General features: G+C 65.6%; 13 protein-coding genes. 12 read left to right on the top strand and 1 reads right to left on the bottom strand.

Features of this window, described 5'->3' with window-relative positions:
- Window positions 1–94: 94 nt before the first annotated feature.
- Entirely contained in the window at window positions 95–1,156 is a 1,062-nt protein-coding gene (hemB, locus tag XI04_RS21460; RefSeq protein ID WP_152102858.1) for a porphobilinogen synthase, read from the bottom strand.
- 124 nt (window positions 1,157–1,280) lie between these two features.
- Here hemB and XI04_RS21465 point away from each other — a divergent pair, with 124 nt between their 5' ends.
- The 12 genes from XI04_RS21465 to XI04_RS21520 all read left to right on the top strand — a co-directional run bounded on the left by XI04_RS21465 (window position 1,281) and on the right by XI04_RS21520 (window position 11,961).
- The gene (locus XI04_RS21465; protein WP_018320039.1) at window positions 1,281–1,781 is read left to right on the top strand and encodes a DUF6163 family protein; all 501 of its coding nucleotides are present in this window, start codon (window positions 1,281–1,283) and stop codon (window positions 1,779–1,781) included.
- Window positions 1,782–2,304: 523 nt separating this feature from the next.
- Entirely contained in the window at window positions 2,305–2,823 is a 519-nt protein-coding gene (gene ldtR / locus XI04_RS21470; protein ID WP_018320040.1) for a transcriptional regulator LdtR, read from the top strand.
- A 200-nt stretch (window positions 2,824–3,023) separates the two neighbouring features.
- Window positions 3,024–3,260, top strand: a complete 237-nt coding sequence (locus XI04_RS21475) for a hypothetical protein (protein WP_028144415.1) — start codon at window positions 3,024–3,026, stop codon at window positions 3,258–3,260.
- A 55-nt stretch (window positions 3,261–3,315) separates the two neighbouring features.
- A complete protein-coding gene (locus XI04_RS21480; protein ID WP_028144414.1) occupies window positions 3,316–3,537 on the top strand; it encodes a hypothetical protein in 222 nt (73 codons plus the stop codon).
- A gap of 259 nt (window positions 3,538–3,796) precedes the next feature.
- A complete protein-coding gene (gene glyA / locus XI04_RS21485; RefSeq protein WP_095426330.1) occupies window positions 3,797–5,095 on the top strand; it encodes a serine hydroxymethyltransferase in 1,299 nt (432 codons plus the stop codon).
- A gap of 15 nt (window positions 5,096–5,110) precedes the next feature.
- On the top strand, window positions 5,111–5,593 hold the full coding sequence (gene nrdR, locus XI04_RS21490) for a transcriptional regulator NrdR (RefSeq protein WP_011087793.1): 483 nt from the start codon (window positions 5,111–5,113) through the stop codon (window positions 5,591–5,593).
- On the top strand, window positions 5,590–6,738 hold the full coding sequence (ribD, locus tag XI04_RS21495; protein WP_038950914.1) for a bifunctional diaminohydroxyphosphoribosylaminopyrimidine deaminase/5-amino-6-(5-phosphoribosylamino)uracil reductase RibD: 1,149 nt from the start codon (window positions 5,590–5,592) through the stop codon (window positions 6,736–6,738). Before nrdR ends, ribD begins: the two co-directional genes overlap by 4 nt.
- On the top strand, window positions 6,738–7,349 hold the full coding sequence (locus XI04_RS21500) for a riboflavin synthase (protein ID WP_028144411.1): 612 nt from the start codon (window positions 6,738–6,740) through the stop codon (window positions 7,347–7,349). The genes ribD and XI04_RS21500 overlap by 1 nt, the downstream gene beginning before the upstream one ends.
- A gap of 107 nt (window positions 7,350–7,456) precedes the next feature.
- Window positions 7,457–7,948, top strand: a complete 492-nt coding sequence (gene ribH, locus XI04_RS21505; RefSeq protein WP_028144410.1) for a 6,7-dimethyl-8-ribityllumazine synthase — start codon at window positions 7,457–7,459, stop codon at window positions 7,946–7,948.
- 4 nt (window positions 7,949–7,952) lie between these two features.
- Entirely contained in the window at window positions 7,953–8,450 is a 498-nt protein-coding gene (gene nusB / locus XI04_RS21510; RefSeq protein WP_028144409.1) for a transcription antitermination factor NusB, read from the top strand.
- Window positions 8,451–8,607: 157 nt separating this feature from the next.
- The gene (gene thiL / locus XI04_RS21515) at window positions 8,608–9,606 is read left to right on the top strand and encodes a thiamine-phosphate kinase (protein WP_271609012.1); all 999 of its coding nucleotides are present in this window, start codon (window positions 8,608–8,610) and stop codon (window positions 9,604–9,606) included.
- Between the two features lie 234 nt (window positions 9,607–9,840).
- Window positions 9,841–11,961, top strand: coding sequence for a sodium-translocating pyrophosphatase (locus XI04_RS21520; protein WP_028144407.1), 2,121 nt, complete (start codon window positions 9,841–9,843; stop codon window positions 11,959–11,961).
- Window positions 11,962–11,974 lie beyond the last annotated feature (13 nt).

Below are 11,974 nucleotides of genomic sequence, written 5' to 3' on the forward strand. Positions count from 1 at the left end.
AATACTTCAACGCCGTCGCAGCAGGATGGAGCCTCAGAGATATGTGCATGCCCTAGTGCGTACGCAGGGACGACAGTGAAGGTGCCCCGCCAGCTTACCCCTGCGCGCGCAGCTTCTCCGCCGCCTTCGGCGCAAAATAGCTCAGCACGCCGTCGGCGCCGGCGCGCTTGAAGGCGAGCAGGCTCTCCATCATGGCGCGCTCGCCGTCGAGCCAGCCGTTGTTGGCGGCGGCCGCGATCATCGCGTATTCGCCCGAGACTTGGTAGGCGAAGGTCGGCATCGCAAAGGTGTCCTTCACGCGGCGGACGACGTCGAGATAGGGCATGCCGGGCTTCACCATCACCATGTCGGCGCCTTCGGTGATGTCGAGCTCGACCTCGCGCAGCGCCTCGTCGGTGTTGGCGCTGTCCATCTGATAGGTGCGCTTGTCGCCGGTCAGCGTCTTGGCCGAACCGATGGCGTCGCGGAACGGGCCGTAGAAGGCGGAAGCGTATTTGGCGGCGTAGGCCATGATCTGCACGTCGAGCAGGCCGGTGCGGTCCAGGCCCTCGCGGATCGCGGCGACGCGGCCGTCCATCATGTCGGAGGGCGCGATGATGTCGCAGCCGGCTTCGGCCTGCACCAGCGCCTGACGCACCAGCACGGCGACCGTCTCGTCGTTCAAGATCCTGCCGTCCGAGATCAGGCCGTCATGACCGTGGCTGGTGAAGGGGTCGAGCGCGACGTCGCAGAGGATGCCGATCTCAGGAAACTCCTTCTTGATCGCGCGCACCGCCTGGCAGACCAGATTGTTCGGATTGGTGGCCTCCGAGCCTTCCTCGTCGCGCAAGGACGGCTCGGTGTAGGGAAACAGCGCGAGGCAGGGGATGGTGAGCTTCATGGCGCGCTCGGCCTCCCGCACCGCCTGGTCGACGCTGAGGCGCTCGACGCCGGGCATCGAGGCGACCTGCTCGCGCTTGTTGTCGCCGTCGATCAGGAACAGCGGCCAGATCAGATCGTCGGTGGTGAGGACGTTCTCGCGCACCATCCGCCGGGCCCATTCGGCCTTGCGGTTGCGGCGCGGGCGGACGGTCAGATCGAGGGCATGGGGCACCGCCGCTCCCTCGCGGCGCGAAACCTCGCGCAGTTCGATCGGACGTCCGTATTTGATCGCCATCACTCTTCCTCCGGCTGGAATTATTCTTATACCAGCTCGCATGGTTCCCGTCACCGCGGCTTGACCTGCCGCAACGTGATGGCAGCCGATTGATTTTGCGGGCCGAAGCAGCCAGAAGGGGGCCATGTCCGAGATTTCCACCCGCGATGCGGCCCGTGACGGCAGCCCCAGGGACGCCGTCAGAGACAGCGCCAGAGACAGCGCGATGTCGGTGGCTGCGATCTCGTCGGAGCGCTCGGAGTCCGACGACAATGTCTGGACTCGCCGCCTCGTGCTGTTCCTGCGGGTGATGGCGCTGCTCTCGATCCTGAAAGGTCTCTATCACTGGGCGCAGGTGACGGGCTTCGTCGGCGGCGAGGACGAGGCGTTCGAGAACCAGTCGATGGCCTGGCAGGCCGCGACCGTCTACTTCGCGGTGATCGAGCTCGTCGCCGCGGTCGGCCTGTGGCTGGCGACGCCGTGGGGCGCGGTGGTGTGGCTGACCACCGTAGTGTCGATGGCGGTGATCGAGCTGATGTTCCCGGGAATCTACGGCGGCAGCCTGATCGTCGTCGGCGTCGAAGCCTTCATGCTCGCCGCCTATCTCGCGCTCGCCTGGATGGCCGCGCGCGAGCGACCGCCGTAGGCGACACCTTCGATACATAGATACTCTCGTGCCCCGGACGCGACGCAGCGCGCCGCACTTGCGGCGTGCTGCGTTGCAGAGCCGGGGCCCATCTCTCCGCGATCCCGCTTTTGGCTTTCTGGGTCCCGGCTCTGCGCTCCGCTTGTCCGGGACACGCGAGTGGAGCTTGCGGAGTTGTGCCGGTTTGGTTGACCGTTGGTTGCCTAAAATTTGCGGTAAGTTCTCGTTGACCAGCCGGTTCCGCCACAGCCGTTACGCGCCCGTTTCGAAACGAAGCGGGGCTGTTCTGGAATGCGACAGTTGCGGCGGACGGAGGGTGAACAGGACCTTGCGAAGGTCAACAGAGCGTTGCGAAAAGTGCTTGTGGCACAGGCTTAATCCGCAATTCACTGTCTTAAATTCATGATCTCTTTATTCTCTTATTTAAGCCGATCTTCAAACGAGCCCCTTAAGTTGCACCTATCAGACGGGACACAAGTTTCGTCGAATAAGTGTCGATAAAAACGACAACAGGGGAAGTGTCATGATGAAAGCCGTCGCAACTGCGGCAGATACCGCAGAGCGCGTCTCCGGCCAGCAGGGTTCGGTGCAGTCGCTCTATCTGGAAGCTTTGACTCTGGTGGAGCGGCTGCATCGCCGGCTCCTCGACGTGATCAAGGACGAATTCGATCGCCGCGGCCGCGCGGACATCAACTCGGTGCAGGCTCTCCTGCTCTACAACATCGGCGACAAGGAGCTGACCGCGGGCGAGCTGCGCACGCGTGGCTACTATCTCGGCTCCAACGTCTCCTACAATTTGAAGAAGCTCGTCGAGCTCGGCTTCCTCGATCATCAGCGCTCGCGCGTCGATCGCCGCTCGGTGCGCATTCGCCTGACCCCGCAGGGCCAGGAAGTCCGCCGCATCGTCGATGCGCTCTACCAGAAGCACGTCAAGACGGTGGAGCAGGTCGGCGGCATCTCCGGCGAGGAATTCTCGACCCTCAACAAGTCGCTGCACCGCCTCGAGCGGTTCTGGACCGACCAGATCCTGTATCGGCTCTGAGTTTCCAAGGGATAAGGCCAAGCCGGCCCGCAACAAGACCGGCAAGCCGCCCGAACGTGCCTCAACTTCCCCAGCGCGCCGGCCCGGAGTTGCCCCCGGACCGGTGCGTTTTGCATTTTGCACCTGCGAAGAAAATTTTGCGACCCCGAGGAACCAGTTCCGGGCTTGGCGCTTATCTCCTTCGGATCGGAGACAGGGCGATGCTGGTCGAGCGCGGGTTGCAGGCGATGAACGTGGAACTCGTGAGCGAGGCCTACGCCATTGCCGCGAACTACCTTCGCCGGTCCGGCGCGATTGCCGATACGCTCGTGACCGACGAACATCTGCTCGGGATCATCATCAAGCTGCTCCAGAACGGGGAGTTCAACAAGATCCGGCTCGCCAACACGGCGATCGCCCGGTTCCAGGCGCAGGCCGAGGCCCGCGCGGTTGCCTGATCAACAGTCGCAAAATACCGACGAACCCAGAATATCGCACGAACCAGAGGGTGCCATGGAAGCCGCCATCGACCGCATCATGCAGACCTATGACCTGCTCGCCAACCGCACCGCTGCGGCCAGCGAGGAGGCACGGGCCAAGGTCACGAACTACCTCACCACCCTGATGGAAGCGGGCGAGAAGGACCCGCACAGGTTGACGGTGTGCGGCCTGACTTATCTGCGCCAGCTCGACGGCAGCGTGGACCCTGTGAAGGCGGGGTATACCGGGCTGTGATAGACAGCCGGCGGCTCCACGGATGAGGAGTTAGGGCCCAAAGCGGCCCCATTCCGGGAGGGGTGGACGGGCGGCTCCCCAGAGCCGGCCCAAGTGCCGAAAACCGCCACCCTCCACCATATCTTGCATAAATATCAGGCCCGACCCGCAAATGCTTGGCCTGTTGCGGGCGATGTGGTAGATCGCGCGTGCTTCCGATCGCCACACCAGACCCGCCCGTAGCCCGCCAAAAGGCTGCGGCGGTGGAGATATTCGCAAGATGACTTCAGCAAAAACCGCCTCCGCGCCCGATTCGTTTTTCACTGCCTCGCTCGAGCAGGCCGACCCGGAAATCGCCGCCGCCATCAAGGGCGAGCTCGGCCGGCAGCGCCATGAGGTCGAGCTGATCGCCTCCGAGAACATCGTTAGCCGGGCCGTGCTGGAAGCGCAGGGTTCGGTGATGACCAACAAATACGCGGAAGGCTATCCGGGCGCGCGCTACTATGGCGGTTGTGAGTGGGTCGACGTCGCCGAGAACCTCGCGATCGATCGCGCCAAGAAGCTGTTCGGTGCCAAATTCGCCAACGTGCAGCCGAACTCCGGCAGCCAGATGAACCAGGCGGTGTTCCTGGCGCTGCTGCAGCCCGGCGACACCTTCATGGGTCTCGACCTTGCGGCCGGCGGCCATCTCACCCACGGCTCGCCCGTCAACATGAGCGGCAAGTGGTTCAAGGCCGCGCACTACACCGTGCGCCGCGAGGACCAGATCATCGACATGGATGCGGTTGCCAAGCAGGCTGAAGAGGTCAAGCCGAAGCTGATCGTCGCCGGCGGCTCGGCCTATTCGCGCGCCTGGGACTTCAAGCGCTTCCGCGAGATCGCGGACAGCGTCGGCGCGTACCTGCTGGTCGACATGGCACACTTCGCGGGCCTCGTCGCCGGCGGCGTGCATGCCTCACCCGTGCCGCATGCCCACATCACCACGACGACGACGCACAAATCGCTGCGCGGTCCGCGCGGCGGCCTGATGCTGTGGAATGACGAGACGCTGACCAAGAAGTTCAACTCGGCGATCTTCCCGGGGCTGCAGGGCGGCCCCCTGATGCACGTGATCGCGGCCAAGGCGGTTGCCTTCGGCGAGGCGCTGCGTCCGGACTTCAAGGTCTACGCCAAGAACGTCGTCGAGAACGCCAAGGCGCTGGCCGAGGCGATGAAGAGCCACGGCTTCGACATCGTCTCCGGCGGCACCGACAACCATCTGATGCTGGTCGATCTCAGGCCGAAGGGCCTGAAGGGCAACGCCTCGGAGAAGGCGCTGGTTCGCGCTGCCATCACCTGCAACAAGAACGGCATTCCGTTCGACCCCGAGTCGCCGTTCGTGACCTCCGGTATTCGTCTGGGCACGCCGGCGGCGACCACCCGCGGCTTCGGCGTCGCAGAATTCCAGCAGGTCGGCGGCATGATCGCCGAGGTCCTCAATGCGATCGCGCAGTCGGACGACGGCAAGGCGCCGCTGGTGGAAGCCGCGATCAAGGAACGCGTCAAGGCGCTCACCGATCGGTTCCCGATCTATCAGTAAGGCTGGGCCACGAGGATGCGCTGTCCGAACTGCAATAGTCTCGATACGCAGGTAAAGGACTCGCGTCCGACCGAGGACTCTTCCGTGATCCGCAGGCGGCGCGTGTGCGTCGCCTGCAATTTCCGCTTCACCACCTTCGAGCGCGTGCAATTGCGCGAGCTCACGGTGATCAAGCGCAACGGCCGCCGCGTGCCGTTCGACCGCGACAAGCTGATGCGCTCGGTGCAGATTTCTTTGCGCAAGCGGCAGGTCGAGCCGGAGCGGGTGGAGAAGATGGTCTCCACCATCGTGCGCGAGCTCGAGACCGGGGGCGAGGCCGAGATCTCCTCCGAGGTGATCGGCGAGACCGTGATGGAGCATCTGCGCACGCTCGACGACGTCGCCTATGTGCGCTTCGCCTCGGTCTATCGCAATTTCCGCGAGGCCAAGGATTTCGCCGACGTGCTCGGCGAGCTCTCCGGTGAGGAGGAAGCGCGGCTCGCCGCGATCCGCAAATGATCTTCCGTATCCTGGAGGATCAGTTCGCGCAGAAGGCCCGCGAGGCCAGGGACGCCGATCGCCGCTTCATGGAGCTGGCGCTGGCGCTCGGACGCCGCGGGCAGGGACGCACCTGGCCCAACCCGGCGGTCGGTGCCGTCGTCGTCAAGGACGGTGTCATCGTCGGCCGCGGCTGGACCCAGGCGGGCGGGCGTCCGCACGCCGAGCCCGAAGCCCTGCGGCGGGCCGGTGAGACCGCACGCGGCGCCACGCTCTACGTCACGCTCGAACCTTGCTCGCATTTCGGCAAGTCGCCGCCTTGCGCCGATGCGGTGATCGCGGCCGGCATCAAGCGGGTGGTGGCGGCGATCGAGGATCCCAATCCTGAGGTCGCGGGGCAGGGCCATGCGCGCCTGCGCGCCGCCGGCATCACAGTAGATGTAGGCCTGTGCGCGGCGGAAGCCGCCTTCGACCATGCGGGGCATTTCCGTCGCATCCGGGACAAGCGCCCGCATGTGATCCTGAAGCTGGCGGTCTCGCCCGACGGCAAGATCGGCGCCGCCGGCGGCAAGCCGGTCGCGATCACGGGGGAGGCGGCGCGCAATCGCGTGCATCTCCTGCGGGCGCAGAGCGATGCGATCCTGGTCGGCATCGGCACGGTGCTGGCGGACGACCCGCTTCTCACCTGCCGCCTGCCGGGCATGGCGGCGCGCTCGCCGGTGCGCGTGGTGCTCGATCAGAGCCTGCGCATTCCCGGGGGAAGCAAGCTCATAGGCTCCGCGCGCGAGACGCCGCTCTGGGTGATGGGCTCCGACCTTGCGGAAGCCGCGGCAGCAACACGTCTCGGCGCGACCGGCGCGCAAGTGATCCGCATCCCGCCGGCAAGTGCCTCCGGGCTCGATTTGCCGGCCGCGCTGCATGCGCTGGCCGGGAAGGGCATCACCCGCCTGATGGTCGAGGGCGGCAGCCGCGTTGCGGCTTCGTTCGTCGCGGCCGACCTCGTCGACGAGATCTGGCTGTTCCGCGGCACGGAAGCGGTGGGCAGCGGCGGCGTCGATGCGCTCGATGCATTGCCCCTGTCGAAAATCACGCAGTCGCAGGCCTACAAGGTTCATGCTAGCGAAACATTCGACAAGGATACTCTCACCATCTACGAGCGCGCGTAATGTTCACCGGCATTGTCACCGATATCGGCGAGATCGTCAGCTTCACGCCTGTGGCGCAAGGGCAATTGCACCGGCTGCGCATCGCCTGCCGCTACGATCAGACCACCATCGCCGACGGTGCCTCGATTGCCAGCAACGGCGTCTGCCTGACCGTGGTTGCCTCCGGCGTCGCAGGCGGCAAAACCTGGTATGACGTCGATGCGGCGGCCGAGACGCTGGCGCTGACCACGGCAAAGCACTGGAAGCTCGGAACGAAGCTCAACCTCGAGCGCGCGCTCAAGATCGGCGACGAGCTCGGCGGGCACATCGTCGCCGGCCATGTCGACGGTATCGCGACCCTCGTCAGCCGCGAGGATCTGCCCGACATGGCGCGGTTCGAGCTCTCGACCACGCGGGAGCTGGCGCGGTTCATCGCCACCAAGGGCTCGATCACGCTCGACGGCGTTTCGCTCACGGTCAATACGGTCAGGGACGTGACTTTTTCGGTGCTGATCATCCCGCACACGCTCTCGGTCACGACGATCGGTGGCTGGAAGGCGGGGGACGAGGTCAATATCGAGGTCGACCTGATGGCCCGCTACGCGGCGCGGCTGACGGAAATGACGGCGTAGTCGTCATTCCGGGTTCGCTTCGCGCCCCGGAATGACAGTCTTTGAACTTGGCTTACGTGCCCGCGGCGACTACATAACGCGCCGACCCCAGTAAACGGATTGAGACGATGGCAGACGCGCGGCGCGCACCCCTGAAGGACCAGACCGACATTTCCGGCGCGCGCGCGCTGATTGTCGAGGCGCGGTTCTATGACGATCTCCAGGACGCGCTTCTGGACGGCGCGGTGACCGAATTGAAGGCGGCGGGCCTGACGCATGACGTGATCACGGTTCCCGGCGCGCTGGAGATCCCTGCGGCAGTCGCCATCGCGATCGACGCGGCGGCGGCGAACGGAAAGCCCTATGACGCGGTGATCGCGCTCGGCTGCGTGATCCGCGGCGACACCATCCATTTCGAGATCGTGTCGCAGGAATCCTCGCGCGCGCTGATGGATCTTGCCGTGGCGCGAAAGCTGCCGCTCGGCAACGGCATCCTCACCGTCAACAATGAGGCGCAGGCCTGGGCGCGGGCGCGCGCCAGCGAGCTCAACAAGGGCGGCGATGCCGCACGTGCGGCGCTTGCGATGTTGCGCATCAAACGCCGCATGGCGCGGGCCTGAAGCCATGGCTGATCCCACCAAGAAGCCGGCAGGGCCAAACGAGAAGAAGGCGAACCGGCGCGGCGCGGCGCGGCTCGCGGCGGTGCAGGCGCTGTACCAGATGGATATCGCCGGCGCCGGCATCAACGACATCTTCGCCGAGTTCGAGAGCCATTGGCTCGGCAACGAGGTCGAGGGCGACACCTACCTGCCGGCCGAGGCGGCCTTCTTCCGCGACGTCGTCTCGGGCGTCGTGCGCGACCAGAAGAAGCTCGATCCCCTGATCGACGAGGCGCTGTCGAAGGGCTGGCCCTTGAAGCGGATCGAAGCGATCCTGCGCGCGGTGCTGCGGGCAGGGGCCTATGAGCTGGAGCACCGCAAGGACGTGCCGGGCCGCGTCGTCATCTCCGAATATGTCGACGTCGCCAACGCCTTCGTCGACCGCGAGGAGACCGGCATGGTCAACGCCGTGCTCGACCAGATCGGCCGCCAATTTCGCGGCGACGAGTTCGGACGGGGGTAGACATTCACTCCGCTGTCATCACCCGCGAAAGAGGGTGATCCAGTACGCCGCGGCAGCGGTGATTGATAATCGGCTTCGCGGCGTACTGGATCGCCCGGTCCTGGTGCGCAAGTGCGCACTGGCTGGGCGATGACAGCGAAGTTTGAGGCCGGCGCCGATGACGAACACGCAAAACCCCTCCGCCGAAGACTCCCTCATCGCGCGCTATTTCAAGCCGCTGGCGACCGATCCCGGCGCGTTCGGTCTGGTCGATGACGCGGCGGTGCTGTCGTCGTTCGGCGATGACATCGTCGTCACCACCGACGCCGTCATCGAAGGCGTGCACTATCTTGCCACCGATCCCCCTGACACCATCGCGCGCAAGGCGCTGCGGGTGAACCTGTCCGATCTCGCCGCCAAGGGCGCGACGCCTGCAGGATTCGTGCTGACGCTGGCGCTGCGCAGCAGGGAGGATGCCTGGCTCCAGCCCTTCGCGGACGCGCTGGGCGAGGACGCAAAGGAATTCGCCTGTCCGCTGCTCGGCGGTGACACGGTGTCGACGCCGGGTCCGCAGATGATCTCGATCACCGCCTTCGGCCGCGTGCCGCAGGGGCGGATGGTCGGCCGGACCGGCGCGAGGCCAGGCGATCGCATCCTGGTGACCGGCACGATCGGCGACGCTGCGCTCGGCCTCGACGTGCTCACGGGTGGTGCCGCTGCCGCAGCGCTTGCGACCGATCCGGCGGCAAGGGAAGCCCTGGTCTCCCGCTATCGCGTGCCGCAGCCGCGCAACCCGCTGGCATGGGCCGTGCGCGATCATGCGACCGCGGCGATGGACGTCTCCGACGGGCTCGCCGGCGATCTGACCAAACTCTGCGCAGCGTCCGGGGTCTCGGCCATGGTCGACGTGGCAAGCGTGCCGCTCTCGGCCGCGGCAGCAAGCCTGATTGCCCGCAACGTCGGTTGCGTCGAGACGCTGCTTGCGGGGGGCGACGATTACGAGGTGCTGTGTACCGTTCCGCCCGCGCAGGCAGATGCGCTGATTGCCGCGGGGCGGGCGGCCGGTCTTGCCGTCACCGCGATCGGCACAATCGTCGCGGGGAAGCAAGGGCCGCGCTTCCTGGACGGGCAGGGCCAGGAATTGGTCTTGAGGCGGCTGTCCTACAGCCACTTCTAGGAATTGCTCCAAACCGGCATCTTAGTTCGCTGCACTTGGTCTAAATACCTGCCGAGATCGGCGTTTTCGGCCTTATCCGGCGTTGCACCCTCAATTTGATTTTGGCAAGCTTGCGACCGACTAAGGCCGCCCCTTTTGGGCAAGGGGCGGCTTTGTTCGAAATCAAGGCGCCGCACCGCTCGACGGACAACAAAAGGCGCCGGGGGTACATCAAGGATCTGAGGCAAAAATCACATGACAGCATTATGGTTGATAGTGCTCTGCGGAGTGCTTTCCGTCGTCTACGCGATTTGGGCGACGTCTTCGGTGTTAAGCGCGGATGCGGGGTCGCCGCGCATGCAGGAGATCGCGGGGGCGGTCGCTGAGGGTGCACAGGCGTATCTGCGGCGCCAGTACACGACGATCGGCATCGTCGGCGTGGTCATCTTCCTCTTGCTTGTCTATTTCCTCGGAATCTACGTCGCCATCGGCTTTCTGATCGGCGCCGTCCTGTCGGGGGCGGCCGGCTTCATCGGCATGAATGTCTCGGTCCGCGCCAATGTGCGGACCGCCCAGGCGGCGACCACCTCGCTCGCCGGCGGCCTCGAGCTAGCCTTCAAGGCAGGCGCGATCACCGGCATGCTGGTGGCAGGTCTCGCATTGCTCGGGGTGACGCTCTATTTCGGCTTCCTGGTGCATTCGCTGAAGCTTGCGCCTGACAGCCGCACCGTCATCGACGCCATGGTGGCACTCGGCTTCGGCGCCTCGCTGATCTCGATCTTCGCCCGTCTCGGCGGCGGCATCTTCACCAAGGGTGCGGACGTCGGCGGCGACCTCGTCGGCAAGGTCGAGGCCGGCATTCCCGAGGACGATCCGCGCAATCCGGCCACCATCGCCGACAACGTCGGCGACAATGTCGGCGACTGCGCCGGCATGGCCGCCGATTTGTTCGAGACCTATGCGGTGACCGCGGTCGCCACCATGGTGCTCGCCGCGATCTTCTTCGCCAAGACGCCGATCCTCGCCAACATGATGACGCTGCCGCTCGCGATCGGCGGCATCTGCATCATCACCTCGATCATCGGCACCTTCTTCGTCAAGCTCGGGCCGAGCCAGTCGATCATGGGCGCGCTCTACAAGGGCCTGATCGCAACCGGCGTCCTGTCGCTGATCGGCATCGCCGGCGTCATCTACAGCCTGATCGGCTTCGGCAAGCTCGATGGCGTCGACTATACCGGCATGGCGCTGTTCCAATGCGGCGTGGTCGGCCTCATCGTCACCGCGCTGATCATCTGGATCACCGAATACTACACCGGAACCGACTATCGTCCGGTGAAGTCGATCGCCCAGGCCTCGGTGACCGGCCACGGCACCAACGTGATCCAGGGCCTCGCCGTCTCGATGGAAGCGACCGCGCTCCCCGCGATCGTGATCATCGCCGGCATCCTGGTCACCTATAGCCTCGCCGGCCTGTTCGGCATCGCGATCGCGACCGCCACCATGCTGGCGCTGGCCGGCATGGTCGTCGCGCTCGACGCATTCGGCCCGGTGACGGACAACGCGGGCGGCATCGCCGAGATGGCGGGCCTGCCGAAGGAGGTGCGCAAGTCGACCGATGCGCTCGACGCGGTCGGCAATACCACCAAGGCGGTCACCAAGGGCTACGCGATCGGCTCGGCCGGTCTCGGTGCCCTCGTGCTGTTTGCGGCCTACAACCAGGACCTCAAGTTCTTCGTTGCAGACTCCGCGCACCATCCCTACTTCGCCGGCGTCAATCCGGACTTCTCGCTCAACAACCCGTATGTGGTGGTAGGCCTGCTGTTCGGCGGCCTGTTGCCGTATCTGTTCGGCGCGATGGGCATGACCGCGGTGGGCCGTGCCGCGGGTGCGATCGTCGAGGAGGTCCGGCGCCAGTTCCGCGAGAAGCCGGGCATCATGCAGGGCACCGACAAGCCGGATTACGGCAAGGCGGTCGACCTGCTGACCCGGGCGGCGATCAAGGAGATGATCATCCCCTCGCTGCTCCCGGTGTTGTCACCGATCGTCGTCTACTTCCTGATCTACGCGATCGCGGGCGGCGGCGCGGCCGGCAAGTCGGCGGCGTTCTCCGCCGTGGGTGCCATGCTGCTCGGCGTCATCGTGACGGGCCTGTTCGTCGCGATCTCCATGACCTCGGGCGGCGGCGCCTGGGACAACGCCAAGAAGTACATCGAGGACGGTCATTTCGGCGGCAAGGGCTCTGACGCCCACAAGTCGGCGGTGACCGGCGACACCGTCGGCGATCCCTACAAGGACACGGCGGGTCCCGCGGTGAACCCGATGATCAAGATCACCAACATCGTGGCCCTGCTGCTGCTGGCGATCCTGGCGCACTGAGCGGCGCAGACGA

This window comes from Bradyrhizobium sp. CCBAU 11430 (assembly GCF_028128855.1).
Classification (GTDB): domain Bacteria; phylum Pseudomonadota; class Alphaproteobacteria; order Rhizobiales; family Xanthobacteraceae; genus Bradyrhizobium; species Bradyrhizobium ottawaense.

Coding starts and splice junctions, on each gene's coding strand:
- hemB (WP_152102858.1), bottom strand. CDS start 1,156: ATGGCGATCAAATACGGACGTCCGATCGAACTGCGCGAGGTTTCGCGC.
- XI04_RS21465 (WP_018320039.1), top strand. CDS start 1,281: ATGTCCGAGATTTCCACCCGCGATGCGGCCCGTGACGGCAGCCCCAGG.
- ldtR (WP_018320040.1), top strand. CDS start 2,305: ATGATGAAAGCCGTCGCAACTGCGGCAGATACCGCAGAGCGCGTCTCC.
- XI04_RS21475 (WP_028144415.1), top strand. CDS start 3,024: ATGCTGGTCGAGCGCGGGTTGCAGGCGATGAACGTGGAACTCGTGAGC.
- XI04_RS21480 (WP_028144414.1), top strand. CDS start 3,316: ATGGAAGCCGCCATCGACCGCATCATGCAGACCTATGACCTGCTCGCC.
- glyA (WP_095426330.1), top strand. CDS start 3,797: ATGACTTCAGCAAAAACCGCCTCCGCGCCCGATTCGTTTTTCACTGCC.
- nrdR (WP_011087793.1), top strand. CDS start 5,111: ATGCGCTGTCCGAACTGCAATAGTCTCGATACGCAGGTAAAGGACTCG.
- ribD (WP_038950914.1), top strand. CDS start 5,590: ATGATCTTCCGTATCCTGGAGGATCAGTTCGCGCAGAAGGCCCGCGAG.
- XI04_RS21500 (WP_028144411.1), top strand. CDS start 6,738: ATGTTCACCGGCATTGTCACCGATATCGGCGAGATCGTCAGCTTCACG.
- ribH (WP_028144410.1), top strand. CDS start 7,457: ATGGCAGACGCGCGGCGCGCACCCCTGAAGGACCAGACCGACATTTCC.
- nusB (WP_028144409.1), top strand. CDS start 7,953: ATGGCTGATCCCACCAAGAAGCCGGCAGGGCCAAACGAGAAGAAGGCG.
- thiL (WP_271609012.1), top strand. CDS start 8,608: ATGACGAACACGCAAAACCCCTCCGCCGAAGACTCCCTCATCGCGCGC.
- XI04_RS21520 (WP_028144407.1), top strand. CDS start 9,841: ATGACAGCATTATGGTTGATAGTGCTCTGCGGAGTGCTTTCCGTCGTC.